We start from the raw sequence: 25,618 nt of genomic DNA, 5'->3' as shown, positions 1-25,618 counted from the left end.
GAATTGTATAGGAAAAAATAAATTGGCAGCCATATCATTTCATTTGTCATAACTTCTAATACCCTTACACTAAAACCCTTTCGCATGAAACGTTTTAAAATCTTGTTATTTGTTTGCTTATGTTTAACTAATGTTGGTTTGAAGGGGCAAGATGTAGATTCTATATCCAGTGACCCAAGAGCCTGCTATCAGTTTTTTGAAAAAATGTTGAAGCCTCAAAAAACAAAAATTGCTGCCTTGACCTTAGCCGAATTTAAGAGACAGCAAGAAGAACAACAACTCTCAAAAGCGCATTATCAGGCACTCGCCTTAATTGGCAACAAATTATTAAAACATACCCAAAAAGCTATTGTTTTTCAGTATTTACTGACCATTATAAATACCTTTTCAAAAGATAAACAGCTCTCGTTTTCAGAATTGGAGAAGTGGCTCCGTATCACTAGGCAATTTTTAGACAAAACAACTGCTAATACGAAAGTAGAAGACTATTTGAAATGGGTTAGTATTTTTTTGGAGACAGGGCAATTGTATGAAGCTCCAAAAGCAGTCCATCAATGGCTTGCTTCAAGCTCATCTTTTGATTGGAGCTATGAAGAAGGGCGCTTGGCTGTTAATTACTCCAAAACCAATCTTTATTGTTATGCTCAAAAGGATTCGCTAAGTATTCTAAATACACAGGGGAGTTATTTTCCTTTGGAAAAGCATTGGGAAGGATTGGGCGGAAGGGTCAATTGGAGGAAGAAGGATCAACAAAGCCCCTATGCGTTATTGGGCGAATACCAGATCAATACGGTTCATGATTTTTATAGTGCATCTGAGGTAAGGCTTTATAATTGGTTTGGAAATGCGCCGCCCTTGCAAGGAGTTTTAGACCATAAAATAAGGAAAAGAAGTATTGCTTCTTTTCGCCATCCTATCTTTAAATCAGCGATTGCCGAACTAGAGCAAGAACGCAAAGGGATAAAGGCAAAAGGGGGTTGGATTTTAGAAGGGGAAAAACTTCAGTTGTTAGGCAAAGTAGATACAACCGCAACCATTTACCTACAAAATAAAGCGCAACGGCGTATTGCAAAGATTGAAAGTGCTGCATTTGATTGGCTAAAAAATGGGCAGATTCAATCGCTTGCTGCAACCACAACCCTTTATCTTCATGGTGTAAATGGAAGTTTAGATTCGATCTGCCATCCTGAGATTAATTTTTTATACGACCCCAAGTTAAGAACCATCCTATTAACTCGAACCCAACGAAAAATTTCGGAAGTGGCTTATGCCAACTCCTTACAGGCGATGAACATAACTGCGAATAGGGTAGAGTGGCAGATCGATAGCAATACGATAGCATTTGGTGATAATAATCAAAATGCCCTCTTTTCCTCAGAGGCTTATTTTGATGAAGGTTTGGTCACTGCTTATCAAAGCTTGGGAATGGTTAATCCACTTATTAAAATGGGGTTGTATGGAATAAAATTGAACGCATCTATTGATACTAATCTTAATCCATCTGAACATTGGCTGGATGCAAACGACTTGGCTTTGGTCTTGGATAAGCGAATGGAAAAGGTCATTTTGATGACCTCCAATGAGATTCAACGTGCTCGAAAAAATACGAGTTTTAAAATAATAGAAGAACAACAGGATTTTAGCGATTTTATGCGAGGAAGTGGTCTGTTGTACCGATTTGCGGCAATGGATGTAAAAAAAATGCCCACTCTAATTGCCAACTCAACGTTTAATAAAGAAACCACATTGCCCTTGTATCTACGGATGGAAAAAGATGGTTTTTTGATTTATAATAAATCAAAGGGCAGGCTGCGATTGCGCAAAAAGTTATTTCATTATATAACATCTACCAATCGGCAAAAAATTGAACACGATTATGATAAAATAAGGTTGTTAGCCTTGCCTTCTAACTCAAAAAGTAAAAAAAACAATGCAGTTTTAAATATTGATAAAAAAGAACTTGCGGTTTTTGGAGTTCGTCAATTTTTATTGAGCGATTCTCAACAAGTTTTTGTGCAGCCACAGAAGACTGTGCGTTGTTTGGAGAAGGGAAATCTACATTTTGAGGGGCAATTAAGTGCAGGAAATTGTGATTTTTTAGGGCGAGATTTTAAGTTTAATTATACGACTTACCAAGTGGGCTTGGAAAAGATCGATAGGCTAAATTTTTTTATTTATAAACGCAAAAAATACAACAACCAGTGGGCGCAACAAAAAGAAAATTCCCCTCCTGCAAGAGCGGTTGATTCACAAGGAAATCCGACGAGAGAATTGGAAGCGATTCAGACGGTTTTAGAAGGAGCAAAAGGTGTTTTATCAATAGATTCACCCACCAATAAATCTGGACGAAAAAAGAGTGCGACTAAATTTCCTTCTTTTGAATCAACGACTTTTTCTAGGGCCTATTATGACCAACGAAATCTTCAAGGCAAAAACAGCTATCCTAGAGCAACGTTTTATTATCAGTTAGAACCATTTGTTCTCAATGCTTTAGATGAGTTAAAACCAGCGCAATTGTCATTTAATGGGAGTTTGTATGCTGCCAATATTTTTGCTCCTATAACAACGCCATTGAGGGTGATGTACCACGATTTGTCTTTGGGGTTTAGGATGCTTATTCCCAATCATAAGCCTGAGGCTATTTATTGTCGCCATCTAAAAAATGGCTTGGGAACCTTTAGTGGTGTTTTAGAACTTTCTAATGCAGGCTTGATGGGCAAGGGCAGATTCAGTTGCTTAGGCGCTTCAATGCTAGCCAATGCGATTACTTTTTTGCCAGAATTGTTAACGGCTAATGCTGTTGAACAGTTTAGTTTGAGTGCTTCTGTGCAGGCAGGAATTGAATTTCCTAGGGTAGAAGGCGAAAATATAAAGGTGCGTTGGTTGCCTTACCAAGATAGCCTATGCCTAAATTCTGCCTTAGGGGAAGGTTTCCCTTTTCGATTGTTTGAGCAACAAAATTGTTCCTTAGATGGTCAGCTAACTTTGACAACCGAAGGATTAAAAGGTCGAGGGACTTTTGATTGGTCAGGAGCTACCATTGAGTCAAACCCTAAGGGAGATTATGAATTTGGACAGAATGGGCTGAGTTCATCTTCGGCTGCTGTTATACTAAAAGCAAATGGGGCACAAAAATTTGGTTTTGAAAATGAAAATGTTGCGTTGAAGATTGACTTTAAGCAAAAGATCGCTGATTTTATTGTTCAAGAAGAAAATTTGATTACAGAATTGCCCTATAATAAATATCAAACTTCTTTGGATCAATTTCATTGGAATATGGCAACGAACCATATCTTGATGGAAAGGACAAATGGTAAAAAGGGGTTCTTTTTAGCAACGGAGGCAGCGCAAGACGCTTTGAAATTTAAAGGAACAAAGGCGGATTATAATTTGGAAACAGGGCAGCTTAAAATTGATGGCGTGGATTACATTCGGGTAGCAGATGCGTTTATTTACCCTAATAAGGGGCAGGTATTACTAGAAGGAGCCGCTAAACTAAAGCCCTTAAAAGGAGCCATTGTTATTGCGGATACCTTGCATCAAAATCACCTAATTCAGGATGCTGAAATAAGTATTTTAAACAAGAATGCATATAAGGGAAAAGGTTTTTTGACCTTTGATTGGGGAAATGGTAGGCTTCAAAAAATTGCATTGCCTAATCTTCAAACGCAACGAGTATCTGAGCACGAATCCGTAACAACAGCAGAAGGTAAAATAGATGAAAGTGCTAGTTTTTATTTGGGGCAGCACCTTCAATTTAAGGGGAAGGTTAAACTTTATGCGCAATCTAAGTTATTATCTTTTGAAGGAGAAGCTAAACTTGCCTCTTCTATCTTCCCCAATCAACAATGGTTTCCTATTCAGTCAAGCATAGACAAGCAAAATGTATATCTTCAACTCCAACGATCGAAGCAACTTAGCAATAAAAATTTATATACAGGTTTGTACCTAAATTTGGATTCTATCGGTTTGTACACTACTATTTTGGGTGCTCCAAAGCGGGCAAGTGATCGAGCCATTTTTGAAACAATCGATATTTTTAAATTTGATTCAGAGCATGGCAATTATTGCTGGGGGAGTGCTGCTAGGTTGTTAGCGGGGAATACAGTGGGAGATGTATTGAAAATAAATGAACAGCGCCAAAAAGTTGTCATTGATGGGCGATTTAATTGGGATAAGGGATTTAATAAAAAGGGAATGCCTCAAATCGGCTTGGACATGGTAGGGAATTGTACCTATCTACTCAACTCAGAAAAGGACTGTCATTTTGAAATAACGATGGGAATTGATTTTAAATTGCCCACTGTTCTTAAGGCATTGATGGTGGCTGATTTTTTGTCTGACGAAAACCTAAAACACCCTTTGGATTATAACCGTATCAATAAGCTTGATTTTGCACAGCATTTACAAAATTGGATAAAGGACAAAAACTTGTTTGATAGATTGTGGAAAAGGTTTAAAAATCAGGGTGACTTACAATTGCCTAAAAATAAAAGACAGGATTTCTTTTTCATCCATAATCCTTTGTTTTGGAATGCTAAAACGATGTCCTTTCAATCTAAAAATAAATCGTTACAGTTGGTCAGCATCGGAAGTCAGCACCTTGGACAATTAGTAGATGGAAAACTAGCAATTCTGCCCAATGATCGGGACGGCGATGCACTCATTTATTATCTAACCGCAGCCAGTGGTAATTGGTATTATTTTCATTATCAAAATGGCAAATTAATTACGGTTTCTAACAATCCTATTTATAACAAGGCAATAACCAACCTAAAAAGAAAAGAACGCTTGGTCACAACTGCCAATGGGAATACGCTAGAATTGGTATTGGGAACCCTTAAAATGTACGATGTATTTAAAAAGAAAATGATAGATCAATTTTAAAGGCAATATTATCCATGATAGCATTGGGTAAATAATAAGGACCATAGCGTACAAAAACACCTGCTCCAAGCCCAAAATAACCAAAGTTAAAAATGGGCAAACGAATGAGATTAGAGAGCATCAAGCCACTTTCAAAATACCCTTTTCTCATGTCTTGCACCACAATATCTTGATGCTGTTCTGGTCGGTCAAGCCACCCAAAACCAATGGCTTGATAAAGCTTCACTTCGGGCTTAAAATTAGGACTGTTAAACAATAAATTACCAAAATTATGCTCTAGGAAAATAGATACAAATTTGTTGGACAAAAACTCATTGGGGCGCATGGTTTGAAAGGTGTTTTTAATCAAAAACATTCTCCAACGGTCATAACTGCCCCGACCATTAAATAAGATCGGATAGGGCGTTTCGCCCCCTACCCAGCCTCCTTGTACAAACCAAGAGGTGCGACCAAAACCCTTGATGAAAAAACTACTTTGTAAGCCTGCAACAATTTTATGATAATCAAACCCACCATCTAAAAAACCTTTTAACCCTTTGGTGTAGCTGAAATAGAGAACGGGATAGCGGCTTCTTATGCCTACATTGCTAGAACCTATTTTTATATAATCTTCTTTGTAAGAAAAGCGAAACTGTATGCCAATTCGAGCAAATTTAAATTGCTGATGAGATTCACTATTTAGTGCAAAACGATACGCATAAAGTGGAATTTTGTAACTCCAGTTGCCAAAAATACGTGTTCTAAGGTAACGAAAGGATCTGAAATAAGCAGAAACCTCCATTTCATAGGTTTTGTCCATCTGATCCAGTACATTGCGTCGAGTAAAACTTTGGTTGGGCAGCACCATTTTGGACAAAGAATGCGTGTTTTGAATAATCGAGGCAGGTTCTATAATATCATCTATATAACTCAATTGAAAACCAAAATCTTTTGTAGGATTGGGACGAAAGGTAATACTGCCGCCATACTTCCATTTTTTATCTTTAAAACCATGCGCAAAATAACCACCAACAGAAAAATAAGGACACCATTTGTAACTGCTATATAGTCCTAGACCCAATCGAAATTGTTCGTGCAAATTAAATTCCATTATTTGCGTGTAATTGACAGACAAAGGACCTAGTTGAATGCGTTCTTCTCCCAATTCATTGATAACCCCCATTAATAATTCAATGGGAAGCCCTTGTGCTACTTTGTCAATAACCTGATAGGTCTTTTTTTCTTTGGCACTCAATTGATACTTTCGGTGTGCTATCCAATACGTACTATCCTTGAGGTGGGCATCTTCTCGAATATTGACCTTGTTAAGACCAAAATCTTTAGGCGTAAGTGAGGGCGATAAATTGATATTGCTCAGGTATTTTTTGCCTTGAACGGTAAAGGTATCCGTTTTTCTAGGAGCCAATTCAATTTCAAAATTGAGTTGGGTAGGAAACCATTTTTGTTGATCGATAAATGTATATTGTTGCTCTATTTTTAGATGAATTTTTTGTCTTCCTGCGGGCTCTGCCAATACATTTTGAATGGCATAACCATTGGTGTTGATGTATAGAATACCTTTGAGAGCATCAAAGTTTTTCCCCTTTCTAGGAAAAAAACTAATCATATAGACGGTATCTTGTGCTTGATAAATGGTATCTTCTAAGCGATATTCATACTTTTTTAAGCAGCCTGTACTGATAGGATTTAGGTATTCTTTGTCTAAAATGAGAAAGTTTTCTTTGTGAAAACTAGTGGGCTGTATTTCTGCAAAAGCGGTAACAAAAGTAGGAGCTTTAAAACCAGATACCTTGCTCGCTATGATGGTTTCTTGTTGCTTATCGGGGGCTATATATTGCGTTTCAGATAGAATTTCCATCATGGTATAATAAAAATCCAGTTTTTGAGAAAAAGTAGTGTCCTCTGTTAAGTTGGGATGATTATTTTGGTCAAAAACCCTCATTTTATGATAACTGCTAAAGGTGTAGGCAGGTATTTGATCGGGATCGTGCTGTATTCTGTTTTTAGCTGCACGACGTATAATTCGGTAAGCGGGATTTTCGCCAGCTACTACTACTATTTCTTCTAGTGCAAAATCCGTCTTTTGCATACTTAATAAGAGGGATTCTTTGGAACTATCAAGTGGAATTGATTGACTTTGATAACCAACATAACTCAATTGGATAGAGCCTAAAGAAGCATTGTGTTCAAAACTAAAATATCCGTCAATATCTGATGTAGTACCCAATTGAGGATCACCATTAAAACTAATGTTAACAAAAGGAAGCGGTGTTTTACTAATTGAATCGATAATAGTGCCCTGAACTAAAAATTGAGCCTTACACAAAAAGGAAAGGAATATAAAAAAAATAAGGGGGGCTAGTTTCTTCATTGTACTAAAATAGGTTTTTGTAGATGTGTTGACAAAGCTATAAAAAGAAAGGCAATAAATGAGGCTTTAAATATTTTGGTTCTTTGATAAGTCGTGTGGTAAATACTAAAAAAGGGTAAGCTTTTAACTACTTTTTTAGAAGAAAGTTATAGGTCGTAAGTTGTATGCTTAGTTCCTGTAAATACAGGGCATACGACTTACGACCTATAACTTATAACAAAAGTAGTAATAAGCAGGCAAGGTAGTTTACGATTCCACACAATTTGTCAAAGAACCAATGTTTTTAACTTATTAACCTGCGATTTGAAGTACAAACTGAGCTGTTTTTTTTTACAAAATCATAAAAAAATATGACAAAAGAAGGATTAATATGGAATAAGCGTTTTGTTTTTTATCTTAAGCTTTGTAACTTGTAAAATAAGGAACTTTGGTAGCTCAAAGTAGCCGAAACAAAGCGATTGACTTAAATGCTTTGACAAACTAGAAGTTATCAAAGAACAAAACATAAAAACTATAGAAGCTGATTGTATGTCTGAAAAACGAGGATTAAGAGAACACATATACCATTTTATAGACAATGATGAAGAACAAAGTATAGGAAGTCAGTCGTTTGAGATTTTTATTACAGGACTCATCTTGTTGAGCATTGTAACAATCGTCTTAGAGTCCTTTGCAGGATTAAGAACGCAATATGGCTATTACTTTGACCAATTTGAGAATATAACACTGGGTATTTTTACTGTTGAATATGTGCTTAGGGTTTTTACCGCTGACTATAAATACAAAGACATTGACAACTGGTCTGCTGCTGCTTGGCGGTTTATAACTTCTGGAACAGGAATTGTAGATTTGATAGCCATTGCACCTATTTTCTTCCATTTTATGTCCTTCTTTGGGTTGAGAGAATTCGGAAGAAGTGATTTTCGTTTTATTAGAATCCTAAAAATTACTCGTTTGTTGAGAATTTTTAAGATGAATTCCTTTACCAATTCGATTACAGTGGTTGCCGAAGTTTTTACAGAAAAGCGCCACGATTTGGGAATTACCATGTTTGTGACCTTTGTGTTATTATTGGTATCTGCTACCTTAATGTGGTACGTAGAAGGACCTGTGCAACCCGAATTGTTTCCCAATATTGTTGCTTCATTTTGGTGGGCAATTGCTACTTTAACAACGGTGGGGTATGGTGATGTTTTTCCCATTACTCCCTTGGGGAAGTTTTTGTCGGGCTTAATCGCATTGCTTGGAATTGGTTTGGTTGCTTTGCCAGCAGGTATTTTGAGTTCTGCTTTTATCGAAAAATTGGAAGATGGCACCATTAAGGAAGAAGAGATTGATAATTATGTTCCCAAAGGAAATTTACCACAAGCTCAATTTCAAAAAATCAATACCAAGAAAATGGATGAGGGAGGCGAAAAAAGCGTTCCTGAAGAATTAGATAGACCAACTGCTGTGCCAAGAACCAACGCTAAACATGATTGTGGGCAACATTTTGGTAAGGCTTTTATTTATTGCCCTTATTGTGGCGAAAAATTAGATCATGAATCTAATCATGAACATGTCTAAGCAAGATGTGTTAACAATATAGACAGACAATAGGATAAATTTTTCTCTTAACTACTTAGGAGCTTGAAAGAACCTAACGGTTAATTTTTTACCTAAACAAGAAAAACAAGATAAAGAAGTGAAGATAGTTTGGAAGTGGATTCTTTTAGTTGGGATTACTGTCCTATTTGGAAATTGTAATAATGGACCTTCAGAAGAGGCGTTGAAATTAGCTGAAAAAGGAAAAAAGGCAAAGTTGCTTAATGAGCCTGACCCTGAAGAAATTCGAATGCGTAATTTAATTAAGCAATACGAAGAGTTCATTCGAGGGAAATCTGAAGAATTGGATTTGCCTGGTTTGGCTTATGCGATTGTTAAAGATGGGGAGGTTGTCAGTGTAAATACCTATGGCATTCGAAAAAAAGGAAAAGAAGCGCTTGTAGATGAGCATACTGTTTTTAGACTAGCTTCTGTATCCAAAGGATTTGCTGCTGTTTTGGCAGGCTTATTAGTGCATAAAGGCTATATAAACTGGAATGATAAGGTAAAAGCACATCTACCTAATTTTAGGTTGAGAAGCAGGAAACAAACAGAAGCGCTTACAATTCGGCATACACTTAGCCATACCACGGGTTTAAAAGAGTATTCTGGCACAAGCCTTATAACCAAAAATTTGTCTTGCACTAGTATTCTTCGTGGCTTAAAAAATGCAGTTATTGAAGCAAAGCCTGCTGAGAAATTTGCCTATCAAAATGCAATCTTTAGTGCCATTAGCGAAATTGGAAAATCAGTAACCAATTTATCTTATGAAGCTTTGTTGGATTCTATGATTTTTAATCCTTTGGGGATGGAGGATGCCTCAAGTGGTTATGGAGCTATGATGGCGAATGAAAACAAAGGGTTTCCCCATACTTTTAGCAATAGAAGGGGCTGGAATGATGTCAATATTCGCAAAAAGTGGTACAATGTAGGCCCTGCAGCAGGGGTTAATGCAAGTATATCGGATATGGCACTTTGGTTAAAAGCTATGTTGGGACATCGTCCAGATGTAATTCCCAAAAATGTATTGAATGAAATTTTTAAGCCACATATCCCAATCAATGATGATTCTAAATATTACGAAACTTGGGCACCTGGTTTATCAGAGGCTTGGTATGGAATGGGCTGGCGCATTTTTAATTATAAAAAAAATAGAATTGTTTATCATGGTGGATATGTAAGAGGCTATAGACCTGAAATGGGATTTTGCCCTAAAGAAGATGTTGGGATTGTCTTTTTGACCAATGCTTCTAAAAATGATTTATCTTCTACCTGTGTGCATGCTTTTTTTGAAATGTATTTTGCTCCTAGCGTAACAAGCTAGTTATAATTGATTTTTTAATAAAAATGGTTGACTTAAACCCTTGTTTAAACCATTTTTTATGAAAACGAATTACATACTATTTATCGGTTCTATTGTGGCTTATGCTATAATAGGTTATCTTATACCACGAACTTCTTTTGAACCTTTTGCAGGTTTATATTTACTGTTGTTTGGAGGGTATTTTTATTGGTGTTATCATGCACCTAAGTTATTTAAGCCGCTAAAAATTAACTATTTTATAGCTGCTGCTCTGGCATTTAGAGGCGTTTTTTTATTGGCTTCGCCCGAATTGTCAGATGATTTTTGGCGATACCTGTGGGATGGCCGTTTGCTGAGTAGTGGGCTAAACCCCTATCAATTTCTTCCTTCTGAGTTAGTGGATACGGCTGTTTACAAAGAGGCGTACTTAGGGCAACTGTACGAACATTTAAACTCACCAGACTTTTACTCTGTATATCCCCCTGTCACTCAATTTTTCTTTGCCGCAGCAAGTTTTTTATGTTTAGACAATGTTTGGGCAAGCCTGATTATTTTGAGTGCATTGGTTTTATGTTTAGAAGCAGGAACGATACTGCTTCTCACAAAAGTATTAGAACATTTAAAACAACCCATTTATTTAGCTTTTTTCTATGCTTTTAATCCCTTAGTAATTATTGAGTTGTCAGGGAATTTGCACACAGAGAGCATAATGATTTTTTTCTTAACCTTGTCAATTTATTGGCTATTAAAAGAACAATTGGGTTATTCTGCCTTGAGTTTTGCACTGGCTGTTGGTGCTAAGTTGCTCCCATTAATGTTTATGCCATTGTTGTTGCATCGTTTATGGTTTAAAAAAGGCGTGTTTTATTGTGGAGTAGTAGGAATTGTAAATTTGGGGCTGTTTTGCCTGTTTTTTGATCTGGGGCTATTGCAAAAAATAAAAACAAGTATGGGTTTGTATTTTGCTCATTTTGAATTTAATGCAAGTGTTTATTATGCCTTGCGTTATGGCTTGATTAATGAATATTGGCAATGGTGGGAATATCACGATTACTTTAGAGGAATTGGTCCAATAGAAAATTTACTTCGATTAGATTTGTATGTCTTATTGCGAAAAAGTCTGCCTATTGTCGATTTAGTGTTAATAATACTGCTTTCTATCCGAAAAGGCATTCGCCAGTCCACCCACTATTTTTTAGGCAGTTTTTTATTCATTTATTCTATCCATTTTTTTTTAGCGACGACCATTCACCCTTGGTATTTAAGTACATTGGTGCTTTTTTCGGTGTTTACGGCTTATCGTTATGCTTTACTATGGACGGCTTTAGCAGGACTCACCTATATTAGTTATCAAGGAGGGCATTTTGCAGAAAATTCTTGGGTAATCGGAATAGAGTACCTGTTGGTATTTGGAATGTTGATCTGGGAGCTTAGAAATCAAAGACCAATCGAGGAGGTCTTGTAATTAAATGTTAATTGTCTATTTTAGGAAACTTTATTATAAAAAATAGAGTTGTGTATTGTATTATCCCAAATAAAAATTCTTCATTTAAAGTATCTCGAATACCTAAAAAAGGTTGGTTAAAAAATAAATAATTTATTAAAGGAAACTTAATAACTATTTGGTTTTCTATTTTTTGGATAAAATTATTTATATTTAATAAACAATAGATCACGAGATTACTTTATTAAAAACAAAATGGAGAACAATTTAGAGTAGTTATCGTATAAGTGATTTATATTCTACTAAAAAAACATAAACGTTTGTTTAATAATAAAACTCATAATTAAGATGAAAAAAATGTTTGTATTTGGAGCAGCACTAATCGCAAGTTCCTTATTAATTGGATGTAGTGATGCCAATACAGATGCTAATAACAATCAGATTAGCTACAAAACATCTGATGAAATGCGTAAGCAAGGTATAGAACTACAAGAAGCTCGTAAGTTAACCAATCCTGGAAAAATTTATGTGAAAGACGATATGATCCTTATCAATGAAATGGGAAAAGGTATTCATATGGTTTTTAATGAAAACCCACAAGAGCCTAAAAAAGTTGGTTTTATAAAAATACCTGGCAACATAGATGTAGCCGTAAAAGGAGATGTTATTTATGCAGATAACTACATGGATTTAGTGGCTTTGAATACCAAAACAGGAGCTATTAAGCGAGTAAAGAATGCTTTTAAAGTGTTTGAAAAAGAACGTAGAGAACAATTGTTGGCTATGAATAATGGTCTTGAACCAATGGGGGGAATGAAAGGAACCCAATTCCAAGCTGTTTCTCATGGCGCACCAGCTAGTGCTGGTAATCCTGTTGGGGCTGGTGGTTCAATGGCTCGTTTTACCATTGTTGATAACAGCCTGTATGTCTTGGATGGTAATAACATGGTCGTATATGATATTACAGATGTTGAAAATCCTAAAAAGATGAATGAAATCGCTATGGATTTTAATGTAGAAACTATTTTCCCCCACGAAGGACAATTGTTTATTGGTGGAACAGAAGGAATGTATATCTATGATAACTCAGATCCAGCCAATCCTCGTTTTTTGAGCAAGTTTGAGCATGCCATAGCTTGTGATCCTGTTGTTGTATCAGGTAAGCACGCTTATGTAACATTGCGTAGCGGCGGACCTTGTGACCGTGCAATTAACCAATTGGATGTTGTTGATATTTCAGATATTAAAAACCCAACCTTGGTTAAGAATTTTCAAATGCACAACCCACATGGTTTAAGTGTACAAAACAATACACTATTTCTTTGCGATGGAAACCAAGGCTTAAAAGTGTTTGATGTTACAGACAAAAGAAATATTTTAGACAACTTAAAATTTGCAGATCGAGATATTCGCAAAGCTTACGATGTGATTCCTAATATGGATAATGGAACGTTGATTGTAGTCGGAAAAGAAGGAATCTTCCAGTACGACGCAATGGATCCTAATAATTTGGAGCGTATTAGTGAAATTACAATTGAAGCATAATCATAAAAACAGAGTATTAAAGTACAAAACTTGCTTAATAATAGCTGTTTAATTAAAGCCCTACAATAAATAATTGTGGGGCTTTTTTTATTTTTTTTAATTAAAGGTAGGGTAGCCTATTTTTCATTCGGTATGTTATCGATAGTGTGATTGAGTTTCTTTATTTAACAGATGTAATCGTGTTAAACTATTAAAACTTTCTAACTTATTTCTAAAAGAACTCGTTCTTGAGGACAAGGGAAAATGTAAATATTATATGAAGGACACCAATACTTATCTTAATTTATTTAATAATCATTAAAACTAAGTTTTATGTACAGAAAGAATGTGTTTTTTGCCGCATTTTGTATGTTGTTTTTACTAGTTAGTTGTGCTAAAGATGACTGCACAAGAGTAATGACATACACAAAACATACCCCCATTTATAAATCACTGGATGAGATTCGGGTCAATCCTACTGTAGAACCTGCTAGAGAGTTAAAAAATCCAGGTAAAATCTATTTATATGGCAACCTTATTCTAATTAATGAAAAAGGCGAAGGAGTTCATGTTATTGATAATGCTAATCCTGCTTCTCCTAATAAGTTGGCATTTATCTCTATTCCTGGCAATATTGATATTGCTATGAGTGGTACGACACTTTATGCTGATAACTACATTGATTTGTTGGCAATAGATGTATCCAATATTCAAGATGTTCGCCTCAAAAAAAGAGTAGAAGATGCTTTCCCAAGTTATGGTAGTAGTGCAGAGGGCTTATTGGTTGCTTACGATAGCGAAGAAGTGACAGAAGAAATACAATGTAACGACCAAGTAGCTATCCAAAATGCACAGTTTGGAGGGATGCAAAATAATCCTATGGCAATGAACAATGTCGATATGAACAATAATACAGGTGGTGTTTCTGCTTCTGTTGCAGGATCAGGACGTGAAGCAATTGGTATCGGAGGTTCAATGGCTCGTTTTGCAATCAATGGTCAAAACCTTTATATTGTTGATGAGCAAAATATGAATATCTATGATATTACTAATGCAGAGAATCCTACTCCTGTAAATCAAGTTACCATTGGTATGGGTTGGGGAATTGAAACAATTTTCCCTTATGGTGATAAATTATTTATTGGTAGTAATACAGGAATGTATATCTATGACAATACCAATCCTCAAAATCCTACTTACATTAGTGAATTTCAGCATGCAACAGCTTGTGATCCTGTATTTGTTGATGGTAACTTTGCTTATGTAACATTGCGTGGAGGTACTAATTGCCAAACGTTTAGCAACCAGTTGGATGTTATTGACATTACTAACGTATTGAACCCTTCTTTAGTGAGTTCTACGGATATGCATAATCCACATGGCTTAAGTGTTGAAAACGATAAACTATATCTATGCGATGGTTCTGCTGGTTTAAAAGTATTTGATGTTGCAAACAAACAAAACATCGGTCAAAACCAATTGTTCCACGATGCTTCTATCGCTACTTATGATGCGATTACAATTCCAAATGCTAATGTTCTTTTGGTAGTAGGTGAAGATGGATTCCACCAGTACAATACATCAGACCCTTCAAACTTACAGGTGTTAAGTCATATACCTGTTGCAAAATAAATCCCTAAAAAAAATAGGGTAGAGATAGGTAAACGCATCAATTTGCCTATCTCTATTGCTTTTCTTTTGTAAAAAAGAAGTTACCAATGGATGGATTATTGATAAGAAAAATAAAAATATATGAATCAAAATAAATTGAGCAATTGGTTGATAAGTTTAATTGTTATCTGTTTGATGACAACAGTTAGCTGGGCTCAAGAAGCGCAAGATGATGTTGTTTATTTGGAGAATGGGAGTGTGATACGAGGACAGGTTATGGAGTATGACCCTAAAGGAAATATTAAGATTAAGATTTATGGGGGGAGTGTTTTGGTCTATGAGAGTTCAAAGGTGATTAAAATAGAAAAAGAAGCCAGTCAGAATACAACTCCTCGCCATTCTAAAACAGCTAAAAAGGATCGTACCAACCACAGACCAGGGATCGGTTTATACCATACTGTTGCAGGAGGAACATTAATGGGAATCTCAGATTGGGGATCTCCTGAACCAGGAATTAGCTTAAACACAACAACTGGTTGGCATTTTCATCGCCTAATAGGCCTTGGTGGAGGGGTCGGAGTTATGAGGCTTGGAGGCTATAGTTTTGTACCTGTTTATGCAAATATCCGAGGAAACTTTATGAAATCTTCTGCGAGTCTATTCTACCAAATTGATGTAGGATATGGAATTGCCGTAAAGGATCAAATGTTTGGATTTGGTGGTATTGGAAACTTACAGACGGCAAAGGGTGGTTTGTATCTAAGACCGTCTATTGGAGTCCGTTTTCCTTCTTACAAAAGAACTCATGTTTTTCTGAATTTTGGTTATGTAATTCAGTTTGGTGAGTATGAATATATAGATTGGAACAATAACCCAATTTTCGAAAAAAGAACTTTTTATAGACCTTCGTTACGGGTAGGGATAACTTTCTAGTTGCTCTGTTCTTTTATACAAGATAAAATAATGGGTAGGCAAGGTTGTCTGCCTTTTTTATTGACCAATCACAAAAATTAAAACAAATGATATATCGATTCTTGTTAATTTTTAGCTTTGCTTTGTTGGTTGCATTGGATTTGTCTGCCCAAAGCGAAATGAAGGATGTTGTACATCTGGAAAATGGTGAAATTGTACGAGGAGAAGTTTTGGAGTATGATCCCAAAAAGACAATTAAGATTAGAATCTTAGGAGGAAGCATATTAGTTTATAATAGCTCAGAGGTTATAAAAATAGAGAAAGAGAAAGTAAAGGAGAGCGATAAAACTAAAACTATCCATTCAAAACGCCCATTGCATGTAAAAGATAAAGGAATATACCATTCTATTATGGGAGGGCTGATGTTCTCCAACGAGCGTTTTTTAGGTGCATCAGGGGGGCTTCCTTCTGGATTGAGTCTTGACTATGTAGTCGGTTATCAATTTCATAGATTACTGAGTGTGGGAGCAGGAATTGGTTTTAATGTACCAGCTTACGAGCTTTATATGCCAGCCTATGCCAATGTTCGGGGGTATTTTTTCAAAGGGTCTGCAAGCATGTATTACGACGTAAATATTGGCTATGGTTTTTTACTTGGAGGTAACTTTTGGGCAGGGGGAAATCAAACAGGAGGTTTTTATGCTCGTCCATCTTTAGGTGTCCGTTTTCCATCTACCAAAAAATGCCATTTGACAATGGACGTTGGTTGCACAATCCAGGATAGAGGACTTGGTCTAAATTCTATTTATGCATTGTCATTAAGACTAGGAGTAACTTTTTAAGATTAAGACTACAACTGCATTTATAAAATAGTTCTATCAACTTTGAGTCTAAAAAGGGAAAGCCACACCTTAGAAAAAATAGAAGAAATAGACTTTAAGTTTAGGAGCAAAAAACGATTCCATTTTATCATAAATGGGAAAAAAAGTCTTTGAATTATAATTGAAAAATAATTTTAAGAAAAAATAAAAAAATAAATATTGATAGCCAATGTCTTGTAAAAAGGAAGGAATTTATTTTTGGAGAAAGCTTGTTAGAATGGAAAAAGCATCTTATATTTGCACACGGAGTTGGAGATGCATGGCAAGCTCCCATTAAATCCCCCAGGTGTGAAAGCAAGCAAGGGTAGGTGGTTGTAGCAGCTGGTGTGTTTCTGCTCCTTTTTTATTAAAACGAGCCAATGGTGATTATTCATCATTGGCTCGTTTTTTATTAGAAATTTTGAAGGAAAGAAAAAGGGAAAACAAGGATAATATTCGGAAGTTATAGGGAGGTTTGTTTGAAGTAAAATGGCACTGAGATTACCCAGATTGAAAAATAGTTAAATTTTTTCAAAAAATAATTCAGAATAAAAAAAGCCTTAATACTTGATCGTGTATTACTTATGAAATGGAGCTTGAGAGGGAATCAAATTATTATTAAAAAAAAAGCTAATTATAGGATTAGAAATTGCAAAAATAGAAAAAGTGTCTTATATTTGCACTCGGAGTTGGAGATACATGGCAAGCTCCCATTAAATCCCCCAGGTGTGAAAGCAAGCAAGGGTAGGTGGTTGTAGCAGCTGGTGTATTTCTGCTCCTTTTTTATTAAAACGAGCCAATGGTGATCATTCATCATTGGCTCGTTTGTTTTTGGTCGTCACCAATCAGGCAAAAAAAAACCATCCAAGCGTAAGCTTGAATGGTTTTTATCGTATGATCTGCTATTGTACAAATAGCAATTGAATTTATTTCGTAAGAATTAATTTCTTGGTTATTTGCTCAGAACCTACATTAAATTGAACCATGTAGATACCAGTTGGTAAAGACGTAGTTTCTAATTCAACTTTGTTAGAATTAGTTTGCCCCAATTGGTGTGTCATAACAACTTGACCTGTTACATTAGTGATGCTAATGATAACGTCATTGGTTTCCACTAAATTCAATTCAACAAAAACATTACCGCTACTAGGGTTAGGATACATGCTTATGTTAGTATTTGCATTGATTGTTTCTACATCAAGAACAATTGCTTGGAAAGAAACAACATCTGTACAGCCATTGGCATCTGTAACAACTACATAGTAAACACCACCAGTTGTCAAACCAGAAGCTGTAGCACCTGTTTGATTGCCTGCATTGGGTCCCCATTGATAAGTGTAAGGAGCTACTCCTCCAGTTGCACTAGCTGTAGCAGTTCCATCAGAATTGTCAATAACAGTTGCTCCAAAAACAGTAGGCTCAGTTAGTGTAACAGAGTCGGTCATTTCACAACCATTGGCATCGGTTACCGTTACCATATAAGTGCCAGCAGCAGCATTCATTAATTGGCTACTCATTTGACCATTAGACCATAGGTAAGCATAACCAGGAACACCACCTGTAGCAGTAACGTTAGCTGTTCCGCTATTATTCCCATTACAAGTTAGATCTGTGCTAGAGCTATTCAATGACATTGTTGGAGGATCTATTAGAGTTAGTGTAGCAACAGAAGAACAACCAATAGAATCTGTAACAGTTAGGGTATAAGTACCAGCGGCTAAACCAGATGCCGTACTAGAAGTTTGGCTACCAGCAGCAGCATCCCACAAATAAGTATAAGCACCTATTCCGCTATGTCCAGCAGATACAATTTGTCCATTGGCGCTACCAGTACATCCAACAGGGTTGGTTACATTGGCATTAACACCTGTATAAGACATTCCAACACTAGCCGTTAATGTATCGTCCGAAGAGGTTTGATCAGCTGCTAAATAAGTATAAGCTGTAATAACTGCATTAGGACCAGCAGGACCAACGCCACCTAACAATAAAGGAATTGTGTCTGCACTATTAGGAGCCATGGTAGCAATAGATCCACTCGCAATGATCATTCCGTTAGACTCAACAGCCCATGGAACATCATTTTCAGCATTACCAGATTTGTTGCGAATAACTAAATCTACATTAACTGCCGCACTACAATAAAGTGTTTGTAGCCCAAGTAAAGTATCAGCAGAAACATTAGGAGCATCTTTGATTTCTACATCATCAATCAAAATATCATTGTAAAAAGCAGTACCTGGAGAGTTTTCTGCAATAGTAAAACGAACTTGTACAGGACCAGTTATAGTTAAATTCTGTAGCCCAACAATCATATTAACCCAGCCATTTCCTTGATCCGTGTTAACTGTATTAACCGTACTCCATGCTGCACCGTCATAAACTTCAACCGTTAGGGTATTATAGGTGTTGTCATCAGGATTATGAGAAAAAACCCAGTAAGAAAGCAAAGGAACTGCTAAACCACTAACATCAACAGGGGGACTTGTTAATGTACTGATTTGAGAAGCACCACTAGGAGAAGATCCATCAATCCAAGCATAGTTACCACCATTGCCAGTATGGTCACCAGCAGAAGCAGAAGCGTATCCTGAATTTGTACTATAGCGCCAAGATTCTGAACCAGATTCTGTCCAACAGTTTGGGGTACTACCTCCAAAGAAGTTTTCAGACCATGGAGCTACAGCTACAGCACAAGCCGTTGTGAAATTAACAGGACCAAACCATGCACTAGTATCACCAGGAGAACAAACGGAACGAACATACAAGTCAAATGTTGTACTTGAAGCTAAACCCGTTTGGTTGTGTGGATTGTTATTGGTAGTAAAAACTGAAGTACCAGTACCCTGAGTAAACCCTTGAGCACCATATTCGATTTGCCAGTTGGTAGCCGTACCATTTTCTGTCCAAGTAAAATCGGCAGAAGTAGCAGTGATATTACCAGCTGATAGACCATTAGGCGTTGGGCAAGTGGGCATTTCCATTACTTCAACGTCGTCTAACAAAAGGTCGTTATGATAATCATTGCTAGCACCTCCAGATTCACCACGGAAACGAATTCTTAAGTTGCTACCTCCATAGACATAAGAAGTAACATTGAAGCCATACTCATCCCAGCCATAGCCAGTATCACCTTGTAGGGTGGTAACCGTTACCCATGCAGAGCCATCCCATGCTTCTACGTACATTAAATTGTAAGTACCTAGGCTTCCATTATAATGACTTTCAAAATAAAACTTTAAATAGGGAACAGTTAGTGTAGAAACGTTAATAACAGGAGTTTCTAAAATAACCCCAGCATCTGGTCCAGAAAAATCAATCCAAGCATAATTACCACCATTATTGGTGTGATCTAGGATTGTAGAAACAGTATAGCCTGCCCCTGTGCTGAATGCCCAAGGACCTCCTGTTGTTGCGGTATTAGTCCATCCAGTAGGGGTTGTTGAGCCATTGAATGTTTCTGAAAAAACAGTTTGGGCAGTCGTCAATGTGCTTGCTAACAAAAAGAGCAGACAGCTAGTAAAAATGACTTTCATAGTTGCGTTTTTTAATTTAATAAAAATTGTTTTGAGGTTGACAATTTTAGTTAAGTAATAGGTTCCTGTAAAATGCAGCGTGGAGGCTTTTAAAGATTCTTTAACAGTCGAAAGATAAAGTATTATTGGCAAGTTTTTTAATGGGGGGGCTTGTTATTTTGTATTTAACCAAGAATTTGTTTGTTTTTTGACAGAAAAGGAAGGTTTTATATTTTTAAAAGACATTTTAAAAATATTTTTTTTGGTTGCTAACTTATACCGTGAATAAAAAAAGGAAGGCCATATTCTTTCGAATACAGCCTTCCTTAAAAAAAGATATTAGCTTATTTTATTGTTTGCTTATAATAAGCTTTCTAGTGACTTGTTCTTGTCCAATGTTAAATTGAACCATATAAATACCAGAAGCCAAAGCAGCAGTATTTAGTTCTACGGTTTCAGATTGTACCGTACCCAAGTTTTTGCTTTCAACAACTTGACCAATAGAATTGATGATGTTGATCTGAACCTCAGCTTGTTCTACCAAATCCAACGCTACAAATGCATTATGAGCAGTTGGATTAGGGAATAGGTTAAGGCTAGAAAGGTTAGCAATGGTTTGAACACCAATGAAGTTAATAACCACAGAAGAAGTGTCTGTACAACCATTGGCATCTGTAATTGTCACAACATAAGTACCATTATGTACCAAAGCAGTAGCCGTATCAGTAGTTTGGTTACCAGCAGCAGCATCCCAAGCAAAGGTATAAGAAGGTGTTCCTCCTGTACCAACAGCAACAGCCGTACCATCTCCATTGTCTACAATTGATGCATTAAGAGCGGTAGCAGGTTGAGTAACAGTAGCAGCTATGCTATCTACACAACCATTGGCATCTGTAACGGTAATTGTATAAGTGCCAGCTCCTAGATTCATTGCAGATGTGCTGGTATCACCAGTACTCCAAGCAAAAGTATAAGAAGGAGTTCCGCCAGTAGCAGCGAGGGTGATCGCACCTGTAGAATCACCTTTACACAATACGTTAGTAATTGAATCCGTCAATACAATAGCTGAAGGCTCTGTTAAGATAACAGTAGCAGTATCTGAACAACCAATAGAATCTGTGATTGTAACCGTATAGGTACCAGCAGTTAAGTTAGAGTGAACAGCAGTTGTTGCGGTAGAATCCCATGCGTAGGTATAGTTGCCAATACCATTAGAACCAGTAGCTGTAATAATTCCATTAGCATCTCCATTACACAAAAGTGTAGTTGTTGCGCTTGCAGCAGCAGCAGTATTCGATACAGAAACAATCATTCCTAAGGTGTCATTAACAGTAGATGTATCGCCTGCCAAAGCAGTGGTTACTTGAACTAAAGCCGTTCCAGTAAGAGCAGGGATAGGACCAACAGTGATGGTATCAGACGCATTTCCTGCTAAGGAAGCAATCGTATCTACACTCAATGGAAGACCATTGGCTGTAATTGAATAAGGTATGTCGGTAGCAACACTAGAAGTCATATTGGTAATAATAACAGAACCAGAGATAGCTGCTACATTACAATAAGTAGAATCTAAGTTCAAGAACGATGTTACTGCTACGTCCATAACAATTGGCATAACAGAAGCTATTCCACAAGGGAACAACTGATAGCCTTCTGTGCGAGGAACAGAGGTATCATACTGACCGCCCCATCCTGAAATGTTAAACATTCCTGTTGGTGCTGGTTGAGCATACAAGTTGGTCGCATTGTCAACACGTACAACAATAGTATCGGTACCATTGGTAACATCTACATTAAATCCAGAACCAGAACCAGTCCATTGTGCAGGATCTACTAACCATGCATTTTGGAAGTCTACAAATTTGTTTTCTGTTGCTTCGCTCAACTGACTAACAGTAGTTGGCATTACTAGTGGGTTTCCTGAAGAAACAACAATAATGCTGTCAGGATCAAATTGCAAGTGCCCATTAAATTGACTAACGGTTCCCCATACTTCTAAAGAATCGCCTTCTGTAACAGCATAACCGTTTACATCAGCAAAATCAAATACTTTGATACCTGTATTGTTATATTCAGCAAGGAAGAACTCTAGTCCAGTACCTGCTCTAAAATCGATACAGTGTACAACTCCTCTAACTCTAGCAATTACGCCTAAAGAATCTGCAACACCATTGGTATCAACCGAGTTGATTTGGTCGATGTGGTAGTAAGGTGGAGCAGGAACAGGAGGACATTGGATAACATCTGAAATATTCAAGTTGTAAGCCCCTTCGTTACTACTGTATCCTTCTACCAAAATAAAGATGGTATCACCAGAGTTGATAGTCGATGAAGCCGTAACATCAATTACAATTTCAGATTGGGTGCTACAATTGTCATCGTTGGCAAAGATCTGAGTGGTCGTATCGCTTGCAAAAATACGTAGGTAAGTATCAAAAGCAGAACCACACAAAGAAACGGTCAAAGAATCGGTACATGGAGCAAGAATATATTGATACCAAACATCAGCACTGGCATTTCCTCTAGAATCCATATAGCAAGAATCCGTTTTACCTGTTGTGCTGTATGGAAGGCTAGTTACCATAATCGCATCGTCAGGAGTATCACCAGGAACTAAAGCACAAGGAGTAGCAAAGTTAAATGGCCCAACCCAAGCACTAGAATCACCAGCACCACAAATTGCTCTTACATAAAAGCTATAGTTGGTATTAGAAGCTAGAGCGGTAATGTTCTCAGGGTTGTTTCCAGTAACAACAGCAGTACCAGAACCTTGAGCAAAGCCTTGTGTACCATATTCTACTTGCCAAGAAGTAGCGGTACCATTTTCTGTCCAACCTAAATCAGCAGAAGTAGGAGTAATATTCGTTGCTGTTAAAGCAGACGGTAGAGGACAGTTTGCTAGTGTAGTAAAGTTAAATGGTCCTACCCACAAACTAGAGTCACCAGCACCGCAAATCGCTCTAACATAAAAATCATAAGAAGTATTATCGGTTAGACCCGTCAAGCTATGTGGATTGGTCGCTGTAACAACAGCCGTACCAGAACCTTGAGCAAAACCTTGAGCACCATATTCTACTTGCCAAGAAGTAGCAGCACCATTTTCTGTCCAATTTAAATCTACAGTAGTTTGAAGCAAATTGGCAATACCTAAAGCAGATGGAGCAATACAGAACTGAGGACAACCTCCATTGTTCATGCTGACATCATCAATTAGAATATCGTTGTAGTAAGCATCACCTGTAGAATTGGTATTGATAATAAATCTTACTTGTGTATTACCTGTAACTGTATAGCTAGAAAGATCGTAGCTAAGTGGAGCCCATGCTGGACCTAAGTTTTGTTGGAACGTAGCCAATAGATTCCAAGCAGCACCATCAAAGAATTCGATCATAATGGTGTTGTTGCCTGCATCATTGGTGTTGTTACTAAACAAACCAAAGCACAAGTGCGGTGTAGCTAGTCCCGAAATATCAATCAGAGGAGTTGTTAAGGTATCAAATGTTCCAGTAGCACCAGAACCGTCAACCCATGCATAGTTGGTACCTCCACCAGCGGTATAATCACCAGCAACAGCAGCACCATAAGCAGCACTTGTATTAAAGATATAAGCGTCGTTTCCTCTGTCTGTCCAACAGTTGGGCAAACCACCACTAAATGATTCAGTCCATGGGGCAACAATAGCACCACAAGCCGTTTGGAAGTTAAATGGACCAGCCCATGAGCTTGTATCACCAGCACCACAAATCGCTCTAACATAAAATTGATAATCGCTGCTAGGCATCAAACCTGTTTGGTTATGAGGGTTGCTTCCAGCAAGAGCAGTAGTACCTGTACCTTGTGTAAAGCCTGGTGCACCATATTCAATTTGCCAAGAAGTAGCCGTACCATTTTCTGTCCAAGCTAAATCAGCAGTAGTCGTAGTGATATTAGAAGCTGTTAAAGCAGAAGGAGCAGCACAGCTAGCAAGGTTTGTAACTAAGAAATTGTCAATAAACACATCGTTGTCTGTGTTAGAAACCGAAGAAGCAGCATAAAAACCAAATTTAACAACACCAGTGTAACTAGCTAGACCAATAACAATATGGTCACCAGTATTGCTAGGCTCACCGCCTGCTAACCAATGTTGTAGGATGTTTGCTTTTTCCCAAGTAGCTCCATTATCAGTAGAAATAACAACTGCAATGGTATCATCAGCACCTAGTGTACCTGTAGAAGTGCTAGCATAATCAGTAAAGGCAATATCAAATTCCAATTGATAAGAAGTTGCAGCAGTCCCCAAGTCAATGCTAGGGCTAATTAACCACTCATCTCTACCAGTACTGAATAGGTTAATTTTAGCTGAACCAGTAGTTCCGTTATTAGCAAAACCATCGCTAGTCCAGTTAGAAGTCGTACCTGTTAACGTAGTACTTGTAGCCAAAACACCTTGAGCTTCTGACCAACAAGGGTTTAAGTAAGTAGTAAAGTCTTCCGAATAAGTAGGCATATAAGATGCTGGGCATGTGGTGGTGAACATAAAAGGACCAGCCCATGTACTAGAATCACCAGGACCACAAATAGATCTTACATAGAAACTATAAGTAGTATTGGGTGTTAAACCTGTAATGTTCTCAGGATTGGTTCCTGTAACAACTGAAGTACCCGTACCTTGAGCAAAACCTTGCATACCGTATTCTACTTCCCAAGAAGTAGCTGTAGCAGGTTCTACCCAGCTTAAATCCGCAGAAGTAGCCGTTACATTAAGCGCACCTAATGAATGGGGGTTAGGGCAAGAAGGCAATTGCATAACAGCAATATCGTCAAGTAGTAAATCATTGTTGTAATCATTACTTGCACCACCAGATTCAGCATGGAAACGAACTTTTAAGCTGTCTCCCCCTGAAAACGTAAAAGAAGTCATGTTATAGCCATATTGATCCCAACCAAGGGCTGTATTCCCTTGCAAGGTAGCTACATTTACCCAACTACTACCATTCCATGCTTCTATATGCAGAGAATTAAATGGAGATAATATACCAGTATAATGACTTTCGTGGTAAAACTCTAAGTAGGGAGTCGTTAAAGTTGATACATCAATAGCAGGCGTAGCTAAAATAACACTATCATCAGTTCCTGAGAAATCAACCCAAGCGTAATTCCCACTATTGCCAGTATGATCAAGAATTGAGCTTACATCATAATCGGCACTTGTACTAAAACTCCATGGACCTCCAGTGGTGGCCGTATTGTTCCACCCTGAGGGAGTTGTTGTTGCGTCAAACGATTCCGTAAAAACCGTTTGAGCGTAGGAAATCGTGCTCATTAAATAGCACGCTATAAAAAATATTAAATGTTTTCTCATATTATAAAATTAAATTAGTGATGAAATGTTAGAATTTTATTAATTTTTAGGCAAAACAAAGTTAAAAACTTCCTTGTATAAGGAAAATTTTGGATGATAAATATGGTAAAAAAAAAGTAATCTTAACGTAATTTTTTTTTAGAATATTGTTGATAGTGAGAGTTTTGTACTGATTTTATTAAGTACTGATAGCTTTGAAATGTAAAGATATTCTCTTATTGATTATGTATTAATAATTGAAATAAAGTATGTTAAGAAAATATTAA

At 37.0% G+C, this 25,618-nt stretch carries 11 protein-coding genes; 8 read left to right on the top strand and 3 right to left on the bottom strand.

The features are described from left to right. Positions 1 to 84 precede the first annotated feature (84 nt). Positions 85 to 4,887 (top strand): hypothetical protein, encoded by a 4,803-nt coding sequence (locus AsAng_RS10920; RefSeq protein WP_264792815.1) that lies wholly within the window; start codon positions 85 to 87, stop codon positions 4,885 to 4,887. Here the strand turns inward: AsAng_RS10920 and AsAng_RS10915 are convergent. Further along, complete coding sequence (locus tag AsAng_RS10915; protein WP_264792814.1) at positions 4,859 to 7,258, bottom strand: DUF5686 and carboxypeptidase-like regulatory domain-containing protein; 2,400 nt, start codon at positions 7,256 to 7,258, stop codon at positions 4,859 to 4,861. The genes AsAng_RS10920 and AsAng_RS10915 overlap by 29 nt on opposite strands. A 528-nt stretch (positions 7,259 to 7,786) precedes the next feature. Between AsAng_RS10915 and AsAng_RS10910 the strand changes: the two genes are divergently transcribed. The 7 genes from AsAng_RS10910 to AsAng_RS10880 all read left to right on the top strand — a co-directional run bounded on the left by AsAng_RS10910 (position 7,787) and on the right by AsAng_RS10880 (position 16,478). Further along, positions 7,787 to 8,824: an ion transporter gene (locus tag AsAng_RS10910; protein ID WP_264792813.1), complete on the top strand. Its 1,038-nt coding sequence runs from the start codon at positions 7,787 to 7,789 to the stop codon at positions 8,822 to 8,824. A gap of 118 nt (positions 8,825 to 8,942) precedes the next feature. Beyond that, positions 8,943 to 10,166 (top strand): serine hydrolase domain-containing protein, encoded by a 1,224-nt coding sequence (locus AsAng_RS10905; RefSeq protein WP_264792812.1) that lies wholly within the window; start codon positions 8,943 to 8,945, stop codon positions 10,164 to 10,166. Positions 10,167 to 10,224: 58 nt separating this feature from the next. Then, the gene (locus AsAng_RS10900; protein WP_264792811.1) at positions 10,225 to 11,610 is read left to right on the top strand and encodes a hypothetical protein; all 1,386 of its coding nucleotides are present in this window, start codon (positions 10,225 to 10,227) and stop codon (positions 11,608 to 11,610) included. Positions 11,611 to 11,937: 327 nt separating this feature from the next. After that, entirely contained in the window at positions 11,938 to 13,134 is a 1,197-nt protein-coding gene (locus AsAng_RS10895) for an LVIVD repeat-containing protein (protein ID WP_264792810.1), read from the top strand. A gap of 312 nt (positions 13,135 to 13,446) precedes the next feature. Next, complete coding sequence (locus AsAng_RS10890; RefSeq protein ID WP_264792809.1) at positions 13,447 to 14,745, top strand: LVIVD repeat-containing protein; 1,299 nt, start codon at positions 13,447 to 13,449, stop codon at positions 14,743 to 14,745. Positions 14,746 to 14,865: 120 nt separating this feature from the next. Beyond that, positions 14,866 to 15,657, top strand: coding sequence for a hypothetical protein (locus AsAng_RS10885; protein ID WP_264792808.1), 792 nt, complete (start codon positions 14,866 to 14,868; stop codon positions 15,655 to 15,657). Positions 15,658 to 15,743: 86 nt separating this feature from the next. Continuing rightward, the gene (locus tag AsAng_RS10880; protein ID WP_264792807.1) at positions 15,744 to 16,478 is read left to right on the top strand and encodes a hypothetical protein; all 735 of its coding nucleotides are present in this window, start codon (positions 15,744 to 15,746) and stop codon (positions 16,476 to 16,478) included. Between the two features lie 944 nt (positions 16,479 to 17,422). On the opposite strand, the gene AsAng_RS10875 is transcribed toward AsAng_RS10880, so the two are convergent. Next, positions 17,423 to 20,032, bottom strand: a complete 2,610-nt coding sequence (locus tag AsAng_RS10875; protein ID WP_264792806.1) for a T9SS type A sorting domain-containing protein — start codon at positions 20,030 to 20,032, stop codon at positions 17,423 to 17,425. A gap of 328 nt (positions 20,033 to 20,360) precedes the next feature. Next, a complete protein-coding gene (locus tag AsAng_RS10870; protein WP_264792805.1) occupies positions 20,361 to 25,313 on the bottom strand; it encodes a fibronectin type III domain-containing protein in 4,953 nt (1,650 codons plus the stop codon). Positions 25,314 to 25,618: the final 305 nt, after the last annotated feature.

It is taken from the genome of Aureispira anguillae (assembly GCF_026000115.1).
GTDB lineage: Bacteria > Bacteroidota > Bacteroidia > Chitinophagales > Saprospiraceae > Aureispira > Aureispira anguillae.
The sequence above is the reverse complement of the archived record's forward strand: the minus strand, read 5'-3'. Positions and strand labels throughout refer to the sequence as shown.

Bases quoted from the DNA above. Each gene is read 5' to 3' on its own strand.
- AsAng_RS10920 (WP_264792815.1), top strand. From the start codon at position 85: ATGAAACGTTTTAAAATCTTGTTATTTGTTTGCTTATGTTTAACTAAT.
- AsAng_RS10915 (WP_264792814.1), bottom strand. From the start codon at position 7,258: ATGAAGAAACTAGCCCCCCTTATTTTTTTTATATTCCTTTCCTTTTTG.
- AsAng_RS10910 (WP_264792813.1), top strand. From the start codon at position 7,787: ATGTCTGAAAAACGAGGATTAAGAGAACACATATACCATTTTATAGAC.
- AsAng_RS10900 (WP_264792811.1), top strand. From the start codon at position 10,225: ATGAAAACGAATTACATACTATTTATCGGTTCTATTGTGGCTTATGCT.
- AsAng_RS10895 (WP_264792810.1), top strand. From the start codon at position 11,938: ATGAAAAAAATGTTTGTATTTGGAGCAGCACTAATCGCAAGTTCCTTA.
- AsAng_RS10890 (WP_264792809.1), top strand. From the start codon at position 13,447: ATGTACAGAAAGAATGTGTTTTTTGCCGCATTTTGTATGTTGTTTTTA.
- AsAng_RS10885 (WP_264792808.1), top strand. From the start codon at position 14,866: ATGAATCAAAATAAATTGAGCAATTGGTTGATAAGTTTAATTGTTATC.
- AsAng_RS10880 (WP_264792807.1), top strand. From the start codon at position 15,744: ATGATATATCGATTCTTGTTAATTTTTAGCTTTGCTTTGTTGGTTGCA.
- AsAng_RS10875 (WP_264792806.1), bottom strand. From the start codon at position 20,032: ATGAAAGTCATTTTTACTAGCTGTCTGCTCTTTTTGTTAGCAAGCACA.
- AsAng_RS10870 (WP_264792805.1), bottom strand. From the start codon at position 25,313: ATGAGCACGATTTCCTACGCTCAAACGGTTTTTACGGAATCGTTTGAC.